The following is an 18,718-nucleotide window of genomic DNA, read 5'->3' as shown; positions in this document are numbered from 1 at the left end:
GCGGTTTTCAGCCATTTCCGGTTTCGACGCATTCTCGGAACCCGACTCTTGGTTGGGAGCGCCAGGCACTAGAGTGAAAACAACGCAAATCGACCCGAATCGGGCGGGGTCGTCCCGCTGGTTGTTATCGGCTGTGGATTGGTCTCCTCGTCGGGATTGGAAGTAACCGAGGAAAGGAAGGCGCGGTTTCATGCCTTGCACCACGCTGCTGATCGGCAAGAAAGCCAGTTATGACGGGTCAACCATCATCGCCCGCAATGAGGACTCGCCCAACGGGGAGTTCCGCCCCAAGCGGTTCGTCCTGGTGGAACCGGATGAGCAGCCCCGCCATTATCGCAGCGTCCTGAGCCACGTGGCCATGGACCTGCCTGACAACCCGCTGCGCTACACTTCGGTACCCAATGCCGTCCCGGACCAGGGGCTCTGGGCCGAGGCCGGTGTCAACAGCGCCAACGTGGCCATGTCGGCCACCGAGACCATCACCACCAACGAGCGTGTTCTGGGGGCCGACCCCTTGGTGGAGCTGGCGCCCGCCCAGGGCAAGCCCGGGGATGATGATTACCTGGCCGAGGTGCCCGGTGGTATTGGCGAGGAGGATCTGGTCACCATCATCCTCCCCTATATCCATTCCGCCCGGGAGGGCGTGCAGCGCCTGGGTGCCCTCCTGGAGGAGTACGGCACCTATGAGATGAACGGTATTGCCTTCAGCGACCTGGATGAGATCTGGTGGCTGGAGACCATCGGGGGCCATCACTGGATCGCCAAGCGGGTTCCGGATGACTCCTACGTGACCATGCCCAACCAGCTGGGCATCGACGAGTTCGACCTGGATGACGCCCTGGGCGACCAGGAGGACCACATGTGCTCGGCCGACCTGCGCGAGTTCATCAGCGACAACCACCTGGATCTGGCCGTCGAGCCTGCCTCCCCCTTCAATCCGCGAGATGCCTTCGGTTCCCACAGCGATTCCGACCACGTCTACAACACCCCCCGCGCCTGGTACATGCAGCGCTTCCTCAACCCCTACGACGAGGTTTGGGATGGTCCTGATGCCGACCACACCCCGACCAGCGACAACATCCCCTGGTGCCGTCAGCCCGAGCGGAAGGTCACCATCGAGGACGTGAAGTACCTCCTTGGTTCCCACTATCAGGGGACCCCCTATGACCCCTACAGCGTGGTCGGCGACGAGCACACCCGCGGTCTCTTCCGTCCCATCGGCATCAACAGGAACGACCAACTGGCCGTCATCCAGCTGCGGCCCTACCGCCCCGAGTCCTGCCGGGCCATCCAGTGGATGTCGTACGGATCCAACGCCTTCAACGCCCTGGTTCCCTTCTACGCCAATGTGGACCGGATGCCCGACTACCTGAGCAAGGCGACCAACCGGGTCTCCACCGACAGCCTCTACTGGTCCGACCGGCTGATCGCCGCCCTGAGCGACTCGGTCTTCGCCTCGACCTCGGCTGCCATCGACCGCTACCAGCAGAACATGGGTGGGGCGGGTCACCGGATGATCGCCGCTGCCGATGACCAGGTGAGCCGCCTGGAGGGGGGCGATCGGGGTACGGACAACCTCGAGGTCCACCGGATTCTCGAGGCCGCCAATCAGGATCTGGCCGACAGGCTCCGCAAGGAGACCGACGACCTCCTGGGTGAGGTCCTGTATACGGCCAGTATGGCCATGCGCAACGGCTACCATCTGTCTGACAAGTGAGTGGGCGGGTCATCTGCCTATCCGCTCCACCGAGGCCATCACCGGGACCGGCCTGCCCACCTCGGCAGGTCGTCCCGGTCACCGTCCACCACGAGAACCGAGCAAAAAACGGACCCGGCGTCACCATGATGACGCGGCCCAAGGAAGGGGAGACCATGACCGATTTTGAGGATTTCGTCAGGCCATACGGTCTGTTCAGCAAGATCGATGCCTTCGGCTACCTGAAGGATCTCCAGGAGCATCCCGACAAGCCCCGTAAGCAGGGCAAGGTGGTCCTGGTCACCGCCGACACCCCGCTCAAGGCTTCGCGCGGTGAGGGCAAGACCACCACCACCATCGCCCTGATCGACGCCCTGCGCGCCAGGGGAGTGGATGCGGCTGCCGTCCTGCGTCAGCCCAGCATGGGTATTACGGCGGCAGGGTCCAAGGGCGGGGCCTCCGGCGGCGGCAAGGCCTCGCTGACTCACCCCGAGCTGGTGGACTGGGGCCTCTGCGGCGAGATGGCGGCCATTGAGTCAGCCCAGAACCTGCTGGTCTCCTTCGCCGAGAGGGCCGTGGATGAGGGGAAGCTGGATACGGTCCTGGTGCCCAGGGTCTCCGAGGTCCCCTCCCGCTCCCTCCGCCAGATTGCCGTGGACCGCGGCAGGGGCGACCTGGCCGAGCGGACCGTGCTGACCCCCACCTGCGAGCTGATGCAGATCGTGGTCCTTTCCCGGAGCATGGAGGAGATTGGGACGCGGGTGGCCGACATGGTGGCAGGCACCCTGGATGGCAGGCCCGTCAAGTTCGGTGACTTCATCGATCTCTGGCGGATCACCGGTATCCTGACCGATGCCGTCAAGCCGGCCTACACCGAAACCCTTGAGGGGTCCCCGGTCTATGTGCACTGCGGCCCCTTCGCCAACGTCTCCATCGGCATCCCCAGCCTGGTCAGTGTGCAGATGGCCTGTGCCCGCCATGACGTGGTCATCGTCGAAGCGGGGTACGGTGCCGATGCCGGTGCCCAGAAGTGGCTGGACATCGCCGCCCGCGAGTACGGGGCCCAATGGCCCGCGGCGGCCGTCGTCGTCACCCGGGCCACCACCTGGCGGGACGACCCCAAGCTTCAGTGGCGTTATCCCTTCCATGTCAACCGTTTGGAGGGGCTGGGCATCCCCACCTTCCCGATGATCAACCTTTGGGAGGGGGAGGACGACCAGGTGGGGCAGCTCCGCCGGACCGCCTCCGACCTGGGCTTCCGCAACCCCATTGTGGGCAACCTCTTCCGCGATGGCGGTCAGGCCTTGGAGGATCAGCTGGATGGCCTGATTGCCGCTCTGGGGACCCCGTCCGCTGTCCATGCCGATACAGCCAGCCATCGGGGGATGGACGTGCTGGACCAGATTCGCTGGATCGCTCAGAGCGCCTATGGTGTTCCCGGCGACAGGGTGGTGGAGAAGGACGGCTTCCGCCAGTCCCTGGACCAGGTCAGGCGGCTTTGTGTCCAGGCCGGTGTCAAGCTGGAGGATCTGGCCATCGTCGCCGTCAAATCCCCTGCCACGATGACCGACGACGATACGGCCCCCGAGGACCAGCGGACGGTCACCCTGAAGAAGGCGGAGTCCCACACCGGCGCCGGCCTCCTCCAGGTCAACCTGACCACCTCCCTGACCACCCCCATGCCCAAGATCGTCTGAGTGCCGATCATCCGGGCCTCCCCGCCAAGGTGGGGAGACCCGGCAATGTGCAGCTCATCCCAGCATGGGTCTGCTTGTTTTCCAAGCTTTTCCTCTTTCAACCAGCCGCCGGTTTCGTCGACTGATTCTTTGGTACTCAGTGACGCGCCGTGTTGCGAGGTGGGGAAAACCGTGTATAGTTACATCTTGGCTCAGCTATGTGCCACTCGCCCCTATAGCTCAGTTGGCTAGAGCAGCTGACTCTTAATCAGCGTGTCCGGGGTTCGAGCCCCCGTGGGGGCACAGGCTGAAAACTCTACAGTCTTCACGGCTGTGGAGTTTTTGCTTTCTGCCGTTTTATCTGATGAGTCCGCATCATAAGGTTATGAGTTTTGACTGTCTTGACTTTCCATTCGCTATTCTTAGCTAAGACAGGAAAGGTGATGGAATGTCATATGTGACCATCCGCGAGGTGGCCGAGCGGGCGGGTGTATCAGCCACCACAGTCTCCCAGATTCTGCATGGTAAGGGTCGTTTTTCCCCCAAGACCAGAGAATCCGTGCTCGGTATTGTTGAGAAAATGGGTTATATCCCGGATTCCAGGGCGAGGGCCATACGTTCAGGCCAGGCCAAGGCCATCGGACTTCTGGTACCCGACCTGCGCAACTCATACTTCGCCGATATGGTCGCTTCGATGGAGGAGGAACTGTATGGCCGCGGGTACGCCACTCTGATCGGTTCTTTCGGTGAAGACCTGGCCAGACAGGATTCTTTCCTGCACAACATTCTTGGACAGCGCATCGATGGGGCCATCGTGGTGCCGAAAGGGGTCGACTCTCCTGGTATGACCGCTATGGTGAAGCGGAAACTCCCCTTGGTTTTTGTCGACCGTCGCGTGCCAGGCACTCCTTCCATTCCTTACATAGTGTCTGACCCCATCCAGGGTATTCAACAGGCTCTGGATGCTCTGATCTCCTTGGGACATCGGCGTATCGGCTTTGTTTCTCATACGTCCCTCTGCTCCTCGACCCTGCAGGAGCGCGAAACCGTCTTCAAGACACTGGTGTCTGGATTGCCTGATGCAGACGCCTTTCCCGTGGTGGATTGCGCAAACGATTACGAATCGCATTCCCGGGGGCTCGATTATCTCCTTCGGCAGGGTGTGACGGCCATCGTGTTCGGATACTCGCCTGATGCCATCAGCATGGTCGGTATCCTGCAGGAGAGAAACCTGCTCATCGGCAGCGACATTTCCGTGGTCTCCTTTGATGATATTGCCGCTTTCCGGCTTATGACCCCCAGCATTTCGGTCATATCCCAGCAGGCCGATGAGATGGGGCGCCGTGGTGTCGAGGAAGTGCTCGACTTGATCGGCGATACTGGAGGCGATGCCGGTAGGGACTCAGCAGCAAATGCAACGGGTGACGCTCAAAAGGATAATTCCGGATCCGAGTCGGGATCTGCAACGCTTCGAGGGGACCGTGTGGAGGATCGTCGGATGGTCAGGATACCGACGGTCTTCATCCCCAGGGGCTCTCTGCATCAGGTCCATCACTGACATGACCGTAATTCCAGGTGCCCAATTCCAAGGACCGATACCGGCATACAGACTTTGAGGCTTCATGATTCGAGCGTCCGGGCCGGGTAACTCCGGTACAGACGATACCAGACTCTGGCGGTATCCGGTTTCGGGCTCTCCTCAGGCCATTAGTGGTGACACGCCGTTTTGACATAGTCTGCTTTAACGATTTATCTTATAACTGTTACCTGATTTAACGTTACAGCACACTGTAGTGACGATATGTCAGATGATGACTTCGGTTCTTGGAACCGCGAGAGGAGTGACGACGCCGACACAATTATGCGAAATATCCGGTATGTAGGGGGCCTTCGGGTTTATCTATCAGAGTGGTTTGGTCATGGCGTATCTTCGTCGGTTCATAGATATGCACGGTGAGCATGACCTGGAAAGTGGAAGTTGAGGATAATCAATGACGAGTAGTAAAAAAACGATTCTGTGTGTCGACACAGGTGTGGATGACGCTTTGGCCTTGTGCTACGCGCTCTCCCATGAAGATCTGAACCTGATTGGTATCTGTGCTTCCTATGGCATGGCCACCGTTCCCCAGACCTTTTCCAACACCAAGCACATCGTCGCCAGTCTCGGCAAAGGCGACCAGATCCCCGTTTACATGGGGTCCGAAAAGCCTCTGGAACGGGACAGAGAGTATTCCGGAACCTTCCATGGCATGGACGGACTGGGCAACCAGAACCTCCCCGATCTCAGTGGCGACGCCAAGCCCGAGGAATCCGTTGAATTCATTATCGACAGCATCAACAAGTATGGTGCTGACCTGCAGATCATTACCACCGGACCCATGACCGATATGGCCAAGGTCATTATGCGTCTGCCGGAGGGGACGGAACCGCAATTCACAATGGTGAGCATGGCTGGAGCGGCCATCACACCAGGGAATTGCAATCTGTACTCTGAGGCCAACGTCATGGTCGATCCTGAAGCGGCGAAGATCTGCTTCGAGTCTGATGTGGAGATCACCATGGTCGGCCTGGATGTGACCAGGAAGACTCTCTTGACTGGCAAGGAGCTGAAAGTCTGGCAGGGGTATGACAGCCCCAGCGCCGAGATCCTCAGTAAGGCAGTCGCCTTCTATCTGGAGGCATACAGGGTTCACCACCCCTATCTCGCCGGTTGCGCCCTCCATGATCCGCTCGCAGTTGGTGTAGCCATGTATCCGGATCTGGTCAAGACCATCCCCATGAACATCACCGTCGTCACTTCCGGAGAGGCCGATGGGGACACGGTGGAGAACTTGGACAAAATCGCCGAAAAGCCGACGACCAAGGTTGCGCTCTCGGTTGATGCTGACCGGTTCATGGCCGATTTCTATAGCCACCTCAACGCTGCCTTGCAGTAAGAAAGAAGACAGAGAGAATGACAGAGAAAACCACTGAACTGAACGAGGAGTCGCTGATTCTCAAAGCGATGCCCTTCATGATCTTTATCTGCTTCATGCAGGTCTTCAGCGATAAGATGTTCGGGATTGTCTCTCCCGATATCGCCAAGACCTTCGCCCTTTCACCCGCTCAGGTCGGCTGGCTTACCACCATCGCCTCACTGGTCTTTGGTGTGGGTGGAGCCATTTACTCCACCCTCTCCGACGACGTGTCGCCACGTAAGCTCTTTACCATCGGTACGACCATGTTCGGCATTGGTTCAATCCTGATGGTGGCCTTGCAGTTCAACTTCTGGCTGATTATCGCCGCCAGGTCCGTCCAGGTTGCCGGCGCCGCCGTTATCCCGGGCTGCTTCGTCGTATTCGTAAGGAAGTACCTTTCAGCCGATAAGCAGGCCAAGTATCTGGGCTTCAACACGGCAATGTACCAGCTCTCGGCGGCCTTGGGCGCCGTCTTTGGTGGCGTGGTCAGCAAGTACCTCTCCTGGCAGATGACCATGATCGTCCCGGTCATTGTGTTGATTGCTCTTCCCGCAGTGCGTAAGTATCTGCCCGACAAGGCCAAGGAGACCGGCAAGCAGCCGGCGGAACGGATCAACGTGGTATCCGTGGTCATCTTCTCTGTTGCCTTTGCACTGATTCTCCTGGCCATCAATAAGAACACTTGGCTCTGGTGGGGGGCGGCCGTCGCCTCGGTCGTCATCTACGCCATCTGCTCCAGGCTGGTCAAGAACCCGATTATCGATATCACCCTCTTCAAGATTCCCAAGCTTGTCACCGGATCCCTGGTGGGTGCGATCGTCTACGGCGTTCAGATGTCCTTCTTCTTCGTTTTCCCCTTCCTGATCAAAGCAAATTATGACGTGAGTAGCGCCACGGTCGGCATGATGTATCTGCCTGCCAACATCTGCGCATTCTTGTCGGGTATGTCTTCGGGATTCATCACCAACAAGATCGGCTCCAAGAAGGGATTCCAGCTGGGATGCATCATCATCCTCCTCTCGCAGCTGGTGTTCGGCTTCTTCCTGGGTGGGAACATCATCTTCATGTGGATTGCTCTGGTTCTTTTCGGTGTCGGATACACGGTCATCTACCCGGCTTATAATTCGATTCTGCCGAATTCGTTGCCCAATGATGTGGTCGGCCGCTGCATGGCAGTTAACAACCTGCTGAACCGTCTCATCAATACGGCCATGATCGCAGTCGCCGGTGTGCTCATGTCGGGCACCAGCCTGGCCAGAAAGATCATCCCGATCATGGGGAGTTCGAAGAATTCCTTCCTCTACTCCAATATCTGTTTCATCTTCGCCCTGGTCATCATCGTCGGTATGGTGTCCTACTACTTCGTCTTCAGGGACGTGGAGGAAGATAAGCAGGTGGCCTAGTCGCTCTTACGGATAGAGCTGTCTTGCAAGGTTTCCGCCTTTCATCCCGAGTGGTGGGAACCTTGCTTCGGCATAGGAGACGGCAGGGCTCATGTACTGTCTGCCATGCCTGAAAGGGAAGTGGTTCACTGCTCGATGAGTTCAAGGTCGAATTGTCCAGAACAGAAAGGACCCATAATGAAACGTGGCTTGCGATACGATTTTTCACTGCTGGCCTTGTTGCTCATCCCGGTGGGCGTTTCAGTCAATGTGGTCGGTTACCAGCTGTCATCCATCCTCAAGTTTCCGATTTTCATTGACCAGATCGGTACACTCTTTGTCTCTATGATTGGAGGACCATGGGTGGGGATGGTCACCGGACTGATGGGGAATGTGATCAATGGCATGCTCAACCCCGTCGCCTTCCCCTATGCTTTGGTAGCGATGGCCACCGGGTTTGTGGCGGGGATACTCTCCAGGTGGAAGTGGTACACCAACATCGTCGGTGCTGTTGCTGCTTGCGTGGTGATCAGCGTCTTCGCGGCCATCGTCAAGGCCCTGGTGACTCTGGTCGTTTTCGGCGGTGTTACCGGTGCCGGAAGCGATCTGATCACAGCCGCCTTCCTGGTGGCAGGAACAAGCCTGATCAAGTCGGTCTTCTCGACGAGTATTTTCACGTCAATAGCCTCGACGGCCGTTGACGTTGCTGTGAGCTGGATTATACTGCGGAAACTGCCCGACAGGTTTCTGGTCAAGTTCAATTACGGTATGCCTTACGTCAGGAAGAGCAGGATTGCATCATGAACAGTGCCATCGGCAGGTTGTATCCCTCCTCTAAGTTCTGTTTCGTCCTCTTGGCGATTATCGTGAGCATATTCACCCCAGGGCACTGGCTGCAATATGCCATGTTCCCGTTTTTCCTTTTCCTGAGTTTCTGCAGCGGGACCGGGATGAAATTCTTCAAGGCTTTCATCTCTTCCATTGCCATGATTGTGGTGGTGATTTTCCTGGTGCAGGTTTTCATCGTCCGTTACCCGGATAGCCAGCCCATCTGGGGGTTCATCTACCTCTCCCAAACCGGTCTGGAGAAGAGCCTGGGTATCACCTCGAAAATAGTGGCCAGCGCCTCGGCCATCATGTGGTATTTCCAGGTGACGACGCCCAAGGACATGGTCTATGCCATGGAGCGGGCCAACTGGCCCAAGAAGGCGACCTTCGTAGTCATGTCGACCATCCAGATGGTTCCTCAGGTCATGAATCAGGCCAAGACCATCATGGATGCCCAAAAGTCGCGCGGCATTGAAACCGAGGGCGGTGTCTGGATCAGGCTAAAGACTTTTGTGCCCATGCTGGGTCCCCTGATTTTCTCTCTGATTCAACAGACCGAAGAGCACGCCCTGGCATTGCAGTCACGGGCCTTCCTTTCCTCTGCAAAGAAGACATCACTCTACCGGCTCGACAAGCATGCGATTGATTGGGGCATACAAGTGCTCTGCCTTATCCTGTTCATCGCCTTCTTGGTATGGAGGATTTTCTAAATGGTTGCGATTTCGTTGGAGCATGTCACGTATCGGTACCCCCTTGGCACGGGGGATGCCCTTGATGACATATCATTCCATATCGGGCAGGGTGAAGTATATGCCCTAATTGGTGGTAATGGTTCCGGCAAGACCACAGTCTGCAACATCATCCGAGGATTCATCCCCCAGTTCTATAAAGGGACCCTTACAGGTTCGGTGATGGTAAATGACAAGCCGGTCAGTGAGTATGATGATGCCGAGCTGACCCAAATCGTTGGCTACTCCTTCCAGAACCCCTTCACGCAGATGTCTGGTGTCAAGGACAATGTCCGTGAGGAGATAGGGTACGCACTCGAAAATCTGGGTCTTCCCCGTGAGGACATCGGCAGACGTGTCGATGCCATGATCGAGCTCCTGGATTTGCAGGAGATGGCCGATCAGAATCCTCTGGAGCTGTCCGGAGGCCAGCGTCAGCGGGTTGCCATTGCTGCCGTACTGGTCACCGACCCACAGATTGTCATCCTGGACGAGCCCACATCACAGCTCGATCCTCAAAGCACTGAAGACATCTTCAATATCATCAAGCTTCTGAAGAATCAGGGGAAGACCATCGTTCTGGTCGAGCATAAGATCGACCTGGTAGCTGAATACTGTGATTACGCCCTCCTCCTGGAAGAGGGCAGGGTTGCGATGGGCGGACCAATCCGCGATGTGCTTACGGACCCCAAGGTTATGGACCATGGTGGTCAGCTGCCCCAGGTCGCCCGGTTCTTCATCGACAGGAATACCAAGCTTGGACTGTGCGATCCCATCCCCCTGACGGTTCAGGAAGCGGTGGAGTTCAAGACAGGGAGAGGAAACTGAAGTGGCATATCTGGAATTGTGCGATGTTGACTTCTCGTATTCCAACGGTTTTGAGGCCTTGCACCATGTCTCCATGCGGTTCGAGATGGGTGAGGCTGTAGCCATCATCGGCCAGAACGGTGCGGGCAAGACCACAGTCGTCAAGCTGATGAACGGTCTGCTGAAGCCCAGCAGGGGCCAGGTGCTGGTCGATGGCGTAACAACGAAGCAGCAGAGGACTTCACAGGTGGCGGCCAAGGTCGGTTATGTCTTCCAGAATCCCGACGATCAGATCTTCCAAGACACCATCGGGAAGGAAATCGCTTACGGCTTGGTGAAGAAGAAGGTCGAGAAGAGTGCGGTCAAGGCCAAGGTTGCTGCCGCGGCGCGTTTGTGCGGACTTGAAGATGAGATGGAAACGCACCCGTATGACCTTCCTTTCTCTCGGCGGAAGTTTGTCACCATCGCATCTGCTCTGGTCATGGATCCCAAAGTTCTGATCCTTGACGAACCCACGGCAGGGCAGGATGCGCCCTCGACCCGTCTGCTTGCGGATATCATTCAAGGAGTAATGGCCAGTGGCAAGACGGTCATCACCATTACCCACGATATGGAATTCGTAACCAAGGAATTTTCCAGGGGAATTGTCATGGCCAAGAAGCACGTGCTGATGGACGCTCCGATTGCAGAGATCTTTGAAAACGACGAGGTCTTGGAAGAGGCGCATCTGAAGCGCCCCTACATCGCTCAGCTTGCCCGTTCCTATGGGATTCGGGGGGTCCTGACCGATGAGGAGCTTCTCAGAGCCATGTGATTTTCCCGGTGGAAAGAGAATTGTCGGGAGTCGTTGCCATTCTTTTCCGGGCTGTCTGAGGCTTGAGTGCCGGAAGGTCTGAAGAAAAAATCATGCTCGAATCCGTGCTGTGCTGGATGGACCGACCGGTTCCGGACTGAACCCTGTCCGTGATCTGGTGCCGCGTATCATCCGCTCCGTACTTTCCGTTCCCGATACGGCTGGCTCACGGCGGGACGAGTTCCGGGCCCCGGTCGTGGTCCTGATTGTCTGCGATGCCGAGGGCACCTGGATCTGTTCAGGGTTCTCTTTTCCGCCAGATGCATTATGGACCCTTCTTGAAGGGTCAGCCGTACCGCGGATAGTATGGACTGTATACCGATTCCTTGATCTGGTCCATTGGAGAAACAGAAAGCAGGTAAGACCATGGGCGTCTTCGGGGCAGGAAAGACCGCGAGCCGTTTGTATTGGAGCATGCAAGCATCGTGACGGGCGATGAAATAGGCACCGTTGAGGTCGACATGTCCATTCTGGTTTCGGCGGATGGGCGCATCGAGCAGGTCTGCCCCACAGCGCTGGCTTCTGTGCCTTCTGGGTACCACCGGATTGATACCACGGGCAAGTTCGTTGCTCCTGGTCTGATCAATGGCCCACACCCACCTCTTTGCCGACGGTCGGCCCCTGTCTGGCGGAGGTGATATTTCACCTCGTGTGGTTGATGCGGCCATGAAGGTCATGCATGGTCCGGTCGGGCGGATGCTGATGGATTCCCGAATCAAGTCCAATGTCTCGGCCCTGCTCAACTCGGGGGTCACCACGATCCGCACCTTGGGCGATGTAGGTTATGAAGCGGTCCGTCTGCGTGACAAAATCGATGCCGACGAAGTGACCGGGCCACGTATTCTGGCCGCCGGTCCTCTTCTGGCCATTCCTGGTGGGCATGGTGATCCCCTCATCGCTCTCTCCTGCACCTCTCCTGAAGAGGCGAAGCGGAGGACCAGGGAGAACCTGGACCACGGCGTCAATGTCATCAAGGTGGCAGCAACCGGCGGCGTGACCGATGCCACCAAGGTTGGTGAAGCTGGTACTCCCCAGATGACCCAGGATGAAATGGCCGCTGTCTGTGACGAAGCCCATGAGTTTGGTGTGCTGGTCGCTGCCCATGCCCAGAGCCCCGAGGGGGTCAAGGCCGCCCTGAAAGCGGGTGTGGACACCATCGAGCAAGGCAGCGTCATGGATGAGGAAATCATCGGTCTCTTCCTTGACAATCCGCGCTCGCTGCGTGGTTTCTCCGCACTGGATCCCACTCTGTGTGCCGGTCTGCCCCTGGTCAAGCTGAGCCAGGAGGAGCTGGGTGTCAGCGATATCGTTCGCAGTAATTCCGAATTGGTCGTTGACGGGATGGTTCAGGGAGCCAGGCAGGGCCGCGAAATGGCATCTCTATGGGTGTCGGCACCGACACGGGCATGATTTTCGTGCCTCAGTATGGCACCTGGCGCGAGATGGACTACATGGTGAAGTATGCAGGATTTACCCGCGCCCAGGCCTTCCATGCGGCCACGCAGGTCAATGCGCGGAACCTGGGCTTCGACGATGTGACAGGCTCTGTCGTGCCAGGCAAGGACGCCGATCTGATTGTTCTGGAGGCAGACCCCGCTAAGGATCTGCGCACTCTGGCTGGTCCAAAGCTGGTCATCGTCCGTGGCAAGCCGGTCTGGCACCCCGAAGTCAAGCACTTCGAAGACATCGATCGTCTGCTAGACACCTTCTGATCCGACAAAACCTGCCTGGCTACTTCTCCAGGTGGGGAACTGCCTGTTTTCATATCAGGGATCGGTGGTCCCGCTATCCGCATATATCATTTGACCACCGCCTACGCTGGCGAGTTGCCTTCGTTGAAATCCATGATATCGTGCAGTCCCAGCTGAGGGAGATGAAGGATTACCTGGATCCTAAGGCTCTATCCCAGTCGTTGTGGGTTCGTCGGTTCCGTTTTGTTGATTGACTCGTTTCATACCTGGTTGATGGCTACGCACAAGCTTGGTTACTCTCTATACCAAGCTGTTCTATGGGCAAAGCGATCTAGAGTGAATGCGCTTTCATTTCTACGAATTCCAGTATTGTTTGACAATCAGCGGTTCTGTCTCTATCCTCTGTAATGAAAACGCAACCACACAGTGATCGGTGTGAATGCATGGATAGGAAGCTAGATGGAGGGCTCAAAGATGAGTACGAAAATACACGGGGCAGCTGTAGTTGCAGCAACTCTCTCAATTGTGACTCTTGCGGCTATGTCTGCATGTGGCAAGGTGGACAGCTCCAAGAAGAGTGGAAGCGTATCTATTGCCTGCTCTCAGCAGGAAGATTTCTGTCAGACGATCACGAAGGCCTTTGCCAAGTCGAGCGGTATAAAGACCACCTATGTGCGTCTCGGTGCGGGTGAAGTCCTGGCCAGATTGGCGACAAATCCGGGAGAATTCGATGTCTGGGCAGGAGGACAGGCCGAAAACCACTTGCTCGCCGATGACAAGGACTGGGTCGAGCATTACGTACCCAAGAACACGAACTCCCTCCAGCAGGAGTACAAGGATTCAAAGGGATCTTGGACCGGTTTCTACACGGATTCGATTGCTTTCTGTTCCAACACATCCGAGTTGAAGAAGAAGAACGTCAAAGCTCCCACTTCCTGGAATGAACTTCTGACTTCCAATCTGAAGAGCAGCGTAGCCATGCCCCATCCGGCTACGGCTGGTGTGGGATATATGGCCATGTACACCCAGGCGCTCCTCCATGGGGGCAATCAACAAGCGGCCATCGATTACTTCAAGCAGCTCAACGGGAATGTCATGCAGTACTCCAAGTCCGCAGCCACCGGGACCGAGCAGGCCGGACGAGGCGAGGTGACTGTGGCAATAGCGCTTGATTCCGACTGCCAGAAGGCCATCAAGGCCGGATACTCGGATTTGAAGACCACCTACCCCGCAGAGGGGACCGGCTACGAGGTTGGAGCCCTTTCAGTCCTGAAGAACGCACGTAATAAGGGGAGTGCTCATGCCTTTGCTGATTGGCTCATGTCCACGGACGCACAAAACCTCTATGCCGACGTGCCTTCATTCGCTGCTCCGACCAATCCCAAGGCGAAGGTCGGTAAGGATGTGTCCAGGCAGGACAAGGTCAAGAAGGTGAACTGGGATGTGCGTAAGGCTGCAGATGCCCGCGACGCTTTCATCAAGTCCTTCGAGAATGATGTCGCATCCTCCAAGGACGCCAAGTAATGACGCCGGTGAGCGTACCTGCAAAAAGCAGGCATAAGCGTAGTAGAAGGCCCAGGGAAAGTGCTTCGGTCTGGGTCATCCTGGCATGTGTCCTGGCGGTCCTGGTTCTGATTCTGGGTATCCCGGTCATCAGATTGCTGACAGCTGCCCTGGGGGCCACCGGCCGCGCTGCCATGGCTGGTGCCTTTGCCAATCATGGCGAAACCTTCGTGCACAGTATCGTTCTGGGGCTTCTGGTCGGTGTTTGTGGCACAATTCTGGGCTTTGTCTGCGCCTATGTTCAGACCTTCGTCAAGATGCCTGGTAAAAAGGTCGTGCACTGGCTGACCCTATTGCCCACCATCTCCCCGCCATTTGCGGCCGCGACCGCCATAATCACCCTTTTCGGCAAACGTGGCATGGTCACCAACGGTCTGTTCGGCATGGAAGTGAACATATACGGTCTGCCGGGGTTGGTCATGGTGCTGACCATGACCTTCACCCCCGTCGCCTATCTGAACATCAAGGGGATGTTTGAAAATCTGGACCCGGCCACCTTCGAGGCGGCTTCCAGTCTGGGTGCATCGGAATTTCAGACCTTGGTCAAGGTGACCATCCCGATGGTGTTGCCCTCCATGCTTTCCTCCTTCTTGGTGCTTTTCGTGGAAGGTATCGCCGACCTTGCCAATCCTTTGGTCATTGGTGGCGATTATCGGGTTCTGGCCAGCCAGATCTACTTTGCGGTTGCAGGCTCAGGAGATGTGGCCGGTGCAGCCGGTGTGGCTTTGGTTCTTCTGGTTCCCGCCCTGACCGTGTTCTTCATCCAGAAGTATTGGGCCAACAAGAAATCCGTCGTAACTGTAACAGGCAAGCCGACCGGTTCCCTGAAGCCGGTCGGGTCCAAGGCGGTGCTGATTCCAATGCTCAGTTTCAACTTCCTATGGATTCTTCTGGTGGCCATGGTCTACCTGACACTTCTGGTCGGTGGATTCGTCAAGATCCTCGGCGTGGATAACGCATTCACCTGGGACCATTTCACCTTTGTCCGCTCACTTGGTGCTGACGCCATTGGCACCACACTGATGTTGACTCTGATTGCGGCTCCCCTGGCCGCCCTGCTGGCCTTGGCCATTGGCTGGCTGGTGGTTCGTCATCTGCCCAGGTTCGGGCGTCTACTCGATTTGTGGGGCATGCTGGGTGTAGCCATCCCCGGAACTGTGTTGGGTCTCGGATTCGCCCTGGCATATTCCAGCAGTACGGTTCTCTTCGACTATGAGATACTGCCGCCCTTGGCCGGTGGACTTGCCGTCGGGGGAGGAGCCATAGCCATCATCATGGTCTTTGTCGCCCGGGGTGATCCTACCGGGCAGCAGGCCTTCATCTCAGCCCTGCAGCAGATCAATCCACAGGTGGAGGAGGCAGCCACCTCTCTGGGTGCCAGCCCGCTTACCGTGGTCCGCAAGGTCACCCTTCCCCTGATGAGTTCGGCCCTGGTCACGGCTATAACCTATGGCATTACCAAGTCCATGACGACCATAACGGCAATCATCTTCATCACGACACCTGAGACCAAGGTCATGACGTCACAGATTCTGGATGAGGTGGACGCGGGACGGTTCGGCAATGCCTTTGCCTACTCCAGCCTCCTGATCGTCCTGGTGCTGGTCGTATTGGGAATTGCCAATGCTCTTCTTCGTCAACTTAACCATTCAACGAGGTCCATATCATGACAAGTTCAATAACAAATGCTCAGACAGACGGCTCGCGGCTGTCTGAGGGCGAGCAAAGGGCCGGAACCCTGGTGCTTCAGGGTATCTCCAAGGTCTATGCATCAAAGAAAGGGGACTTTAGGGCCGTCGATGACACGAATCTGACAATCAGGCCGGGGATCTTCGTCACACTCCTTGGGCCATCCGGTTGTGGCAAAACCACGACCTTGCGCATGATTGCCGGATTCGAACGGCCCACCGAGGGAGACATCCTTCTGGATGGGAAGAGCATTCTGGACATCAGCGCCGATAAGCGCCCCATGTCCATGGTCTTTCAGTCTTATGCACTCTTCCCACACCTGACGGTTCGGGGGAACGTGGAGTTCGGGCTGAAGCTGAAACGAATGGGCAAGCAAGCCCGTCGAACCAAGGTTGATGGTGTTTTGAGCATGATGGGTATAGAGCAATATGCCGAGCGCTATCCCGATCAGCTTTCCGGTGGACAGCAGCAGCGTGTGGCCCTGGCCAGGGCGCTGGTGATGGAGCCGAAGATCATTCTCTTTGATGAGCCGCTCTCCAACTTGGATGCCAAGCTCAGGGTGAAGATGCGTTCCGAGATTCGAGATTTGCAGCGTCGGCTCGGGTTAACGGCCATCTTTGTAACCCACGACCAATCCGAGGCCCTGACCATGTCCGATGTGATTGTGGTCATGAGTGCCGGGAAGGTCGAACAGGTGGGAACCCCTTGGGGGATCTACCATCGTCCGGTCAATAAGTTCGTGGCCTCCTTCCTCGGAACTGGCAACTTTATCCCCGGTGTTGTCGAGGAGGTTCTGAATCAGGGCCAGAATGATTGTAAAGCCGCTGTCCAGTACCTGCCGCCGGCGGCCCTGTATCGGTTGAAGACCGAATTGGGGACCATGGAAGTCAGTGGGGTTCCTGGATTCGTTCCGGGCGACCGGATAGAGGTTGTCGTCAGGGCCGAGAACCTGCTCGTTGGTCCAGGCAGCGAGGGTGAAGGTGTGAAGATACCTGGGACTGTGGTTTCCTCGGCCTTTGACGGGGAGGTGGTCCATTATCAGGTCAGGACCCAGGCGGGTGAGCTGACGGGTAGTGCGCCTGGTGCGGATGTACTCGTCCCGGCGGGGACCGATCTCTCCTGTGTTGTTGAATCCCGGGCGCTCTGGGCCGTGCCGGACCAAGGAGGTAGCCAGAGTAAATGAAGCGGTTCTTTGACCGACCTGATACCCAGTGGCGCAGCCTGACCGGGGCACTGCATCTGTACGCCCTGCCCGATCCGAGCGATCCCGTGATTGCCCGGACCAGCAAGGAGGGCGCACGGATCGGTCGTTGGCCGGGCCTTGCCCTACAGCCCCCCCTCTTTCTCCATATGACCCTGCAGCGGTTGGATCTGTACCGCGAGGACATGGATCAGATGACCTGGAACCACCTGCTTGAAGGTATGGAGAAGGTCAGTTCCGATTTGGATCCCTTCACCGTCGAATTCGCTCGTCCCTGCATACGGGAGACGGCAATTGAAGCGCTCGGGACACCAGTCGGGCAATGGCATCAGGCTGTTACCGCCATTCGTGGAGCCATGACCGAGTTGGGCCTTGGCAGCTCTTTGACGGATGAACCGTTCGGTCCTCATTACACATTTGCATACTGTCAGAACGATACCTCTTCAAGGGAAGACGCCCAACTGGGAAAGGCCCTCGAACGGGTCTGCAAGCCACATTCCTGGCGAGTGGATACCCTCCATCTGGTTGCTGTAGAGCAGCGTCCAGACGAGGGCGTCTTCCGCTTTGAAAGGCTCTATTGCTGGCCCTTGGGCATATGATGTTGGGATAATACCGATGAGAGCAAGGGGTGGGTTGTGGAGCATCAACGCCGTGTGAGTATGGCGGACATAGCACGTGCTGCCAAAGTGTCGCCATCAACGGTGTCGCGTGCTCTGAACGACCACCCTAAGGTCAGTGATGAAGCCAGAAGACTGGTACTCGAAACCGCCGATCGGCTGGGGTACGTGCGCAATCTCGGTGCTGCCTCCCTGGCTTCTTCCAAGTGTGATGCCATAGGTTTACTGATTCGCGATGTGGGTAATGAATTCTACGGTGGGTTGGCTTCCCGTGTCCAGTATGAAACCGATGGTGTCGGTCTTGATTTGTTGTTGACCTCGAGTGAGGACAGCCTGGACAGTCAGCTGGCCGCTGTGCGGAATCTACTGGGGCATGGGGTGGGGGGCATCATCATCGCCTCTGGCCGCGTCTCATCGCAGACTGCCGACTATGCGGCCAAGTTCGTGCCTACCGTTGTGCTGGCAACAGGGTATGACATGCCTTCTTTCAGCTCTGTTCGTATCGACCCTCGTTGTGAAGGCAGTCTCGCCAGGCGTGTGGTTGAGCAGGGGCACCAGAAGATAGCAGTGACGGCTTCAGCTGATGTGTTGGCCTCGGCATTGCATGCCCGAACGGCCAATTTCCTTACTGAGCTGGTGGTCGCAGGTGCCCAGACCACGATTCTGTCCCTGCCATCCGATGCCAAGGCTTCTATCGGCTCTGAGGTAGATAAGGCGATAGAGTCCGGTGTGACGGCAATCATGGCCGGTAATGATGCCATAGCCTTGTCCATTCTGGAGCATTTCAAAGCCATCGGGGTCAGCTGCCCCGAGCAGGTTTCCGTTACAGGGTTCGATGGGGTTGGTGCTTTCAGGTCTCCGCTCCTAGGGCTTACCACCATGGAGCAGCCGGTCGGTGAACTGGCCCGGTCCGCGGTCTCGCTGATGAAAGACCTCCTGGATAACGAGGCCGGGCAACCTCATCAGGTCTTGGTCGAAGGGAAATACGTACCCGGCAAGACACTGGGGCCGGTGAGGGGTCGAAGGTGAA

At 57.2% G+C, this 18,718-nt stretch carries 14 protein-coding genes, 1 tRNA gene and 1 pseudogene; all 16 read left to right on the top strand.

What is annotated here, in order from left to right:
• Nucleotides 1-190: 190 nt before the first annotated feature.
• The 16 genes and pseudogenes from AACP59_RS06365 (at nt 191) to AACP59_RS06285 (ending at nt 18,717) form a co-directional block, all read left to right on the top strand.
• The gene (locus AACP59_RS06365; RefSeq protein ID WP_339350342.1) at nt 191-1,717 is read left to right on the top strand and encodes a C69 family dipeptidase; all 1,527 of its coding nucleotides are present in this window, start codon (nt 191-193) and stop codon (nt 1,715-1,717) included.
• 155 nt (nt 1,718-1,872) lie between these two features.
• Nucleotides 1,873-3,393, top strand: coding sequence for a formate--tetrahydrofolate ligase (locus tag AACP59_RS06360; RefSeq protein ID WP_297316295.1), 1,521 nt, complete (start codon nt 1,873-1,875; stop codon nt 3,391-3,393).
• A 208-nt stretch (nt 3,394-3,601) separates the two neighbouring features.
• Nucleotides 3,602-3,675 (top strand) — tRNA-Lys (locus AACP59_RS06355).
• A 145-nt stretch (nt 3,676-3,820) separates the two neighbouring features.
• Nucleotides 3,821-4,930: a LacI family DNA-binding transcriptional regulator gene (locus AACP59_RS06350; protein WP_297316034.1), complete on the top strand. Its 1,110-nt coding sequence runs from the start codon at nt 3,821-3,823 to the stop codon at nt 4,928-4,930.
• Nucleotides 4,931-5,363: 433 nt separating this feature from the next.
• Nucleotides 5,364-6,308, top strand: a complete 945-nt coding sequence (locus tag AACP59_RS06345) for a nucleoside hydrolase (protein WP_297316033.1) — start codon at nt 5,364-5,366, stop codon at nt 6,306-6,308.
• 17 nt (nt 6,309-6,325) lie between these two features.
• Complete coding sequence (locus AACP59_RS06340; protein WP_297316032.1) at nt 6,326-7,732, top strand: MFS transporter; 1,407 nt, start codon at nt 6,326-6,328, stop codon at nt 7,730-7,732.
• 177 nt (nt 7,733-7,909) lie between these two features.
• Nucleotides 7,910-8,515, top strand: a complete 606-nt coding sequence (locus tag AACP59_RS06335) for an ECF transporter S component (protein ID WP_339350340.1) — start codon at nt 7,910-7,912, stop codon at nt 8,513-8,515.
• Complete coding sequence (locus tag AACP59_RS06330) at nt 8,512-9,249, top strand: energy-coupling factor transporter transmembrane component T (RefSeq protein WP_339350338.1); 738 nt, start codon at nt 8,512-8,514, stop codon at nt 9,247-9,249. Before AACP59_RS06335 ends, AACP59_RS06330 begins: the two co-directional genes overlap by 4 nt.
• Nucleotides 9,250-10,095, top strand: coding sequence for an energy-coupling factor ABC transporter ATP-binding protein (locus tag AACP59_RS06325; RefSeq protein ID WP_297316029.1), 846 nt, complete (start codon nt 9,250-9,252; stop codon nt 10,093-10,095).
• A 1-nt stretch (nt 10,096) separates the two neighbouring features.
• The gene (locus tag AACP59_RS06320; protein WP_297316028.1) at nt 10,097-10,888 is read left to right on the top strand and encodes an energy-coupling factor ABC transporter ATP-binding protein; all 792 of its coding nucleotides are present in this window, start codon (nt 10,097-10,099) and stop codon (nt 10,886-10,888) included.
• A 446-nt stretch (nt 10,889-11,334) separates the two neighbouring features.
• A pseudogene (locus tag AACP59_RS09520) lies at nt 11,335-12,639 on the top strand (metal-dependent hydrolase family protein).
• A gap of 537 nt (nt 12,640-13,176) precedes the next feature.
• Nucleotides 13,177-14,142: an extracellular solute-binding protein gene (locus AACP59_RS06305; RefSeq protein WP_297316025.1), complete on the top strand. Its 966-nt coding sequence runs from the start codon at nt 13,177-13,179 to the stop codon at nt 14,140-14,142.
• Between the two features lie 8 nt (nt 14,143-14,150).
• Nucleotides 14,151-15,851 (top strand): ABC transporter permease, encoded by a 1,701-nt coding sequence (locus AACP59_RS06300; protein WP_297316024.1) that lies wholly within the window; start codon nt 14,151-14,153, stop codon nt 15,849-15,851.
• Nucleotides 15,848-17,053: an ABC transporter ATP-binding protein gene (locus tag AACP59_RS06295; protein ID WP_339350333.1), complete on the top strand. Its 1,206-nt coding sequence runs from the start codon at nt 15,848-15,850 to the stop codon at nt 17,051-17,053. The genes AACP59_RS06300 and AACP59_RS06295 overlap by 4 nt, the downstream gene beginning before the upstream one ends.
• Nucleotides 17,050-17,670, top strand: coding sequence for a 2'-5' RNA ligase family protein (locus AACP59_RS06290; RefSeq protein ID WP_297316022.1), 621 nt, complete (start codon nt 17,050-17,052; stop codon nt 17,668-17,670). Before AACP59_RS06295 ends, AACP59_RS06290 begins: the two co-directional genes overlap by 4 nt.
• Before the next feature lie 36 nt (nt 17,671-17,706).
• On the top strand, nt 17,707-18,717 hold the full coding sequence (locus tag AACP59_RS06285; protein WP_297316021.1) for a LacI family DNA-binding transcriptional regulator: 1,011 nt from the start codon (nt 17,707-17,709) through the stop codon (nt 18,715-18,717).
• Nucleotide 18,718 lies beyond the last annotated feature (1 nt).

Origin of the sequence: Bifidobacterium indicum (assembly GCF_036987015.1) — a bacterium.
GTDB classification, from domain to species: Bacteria; Actinomycetota; Actinomycetes; order Actinomycetales; family Bifidobacteriaceae; genus Bombiscardovia; species Bombiscardovia indica.
Note: the sequence above shows the minus strand (reverse complement) of the source record. Positions and strands in the feature narration are given on the sequence as shown.

Excerpts from the sequence above, each read along its gene's own strand:
- AACP59_RS06335 (WP_339350340.1), top strand. The coding sequence starts at position 7,910 with ATGAAACGTGGCTTGCGATACGATTTTTCACTGCTGGCCTTGTTGCTC.
- AACP59_RS06360 (WP_297316295.1), top strand. The coding sequence starts at position 1,873 with ATGACCGATTTTGAGGATTTCGTCAGGCCATACGGTCTGTTCAGCAAG.
- AACP59_RS06330 (WP_339350338.1), top strand. The coding sequence starts at position 8,512 with ATGAACAGTGCCATCGGCAGGTTGTATCCCTCCTCTAAGTTCTGTTTC.
- AACP59_RS06350 (WP_297316034.1), top strand. The coding sequence starts at position 3,821 with ATGTCATATGTGACCATCCGCGAGGTGGCCGAGCGGGCGGGTGTATCA.
- AACP59_RS06325 (WP_297316029.1), top strand. The coding sequence starts at position 9,250 with ATGGTTGCGATTTCGTTGGAGCATGTCACGTATCGGTACCCCCTTGGC.
- AACP59_RS06340 (WP_297316032.1), top strand. The coding sequence starts at position 6,326 with ATGACAGAGAAAACCACTGAACTGAACGAGGAGTCGCTGATTCTCAAA.
- AACP59_RS06345 (WP_297316033.1), top strand. The coding sequence starts at position 5,364 with ATGACGAGTAGTAAAAAAACGATTCTGTGTGTCGACACAGGTGTGGAT.
- AACP59_RS06365 (WP_339350342.1), top strand. The coding sequence starts at position 191 with ATGCCTTGCACCACGCTGCTGATCGGCAAGAAAGCCAGTTATGACGGG.
- AACP59_RS06295 (WP_339350333.1), top strand. The coding sequence starts at position 15,848 with ATGACAAGTTCAATAACAAATGCTCAGACAGACGGCTCGCGGCTGTCT.
- AACP59_RS06290 (WP_297316022.1), top strand. The coding sequence starts at position 17,050 with ATGAAGCGGTTCTTTGACCGACCTGATACCCAGTGGCGCAGCCTGACC.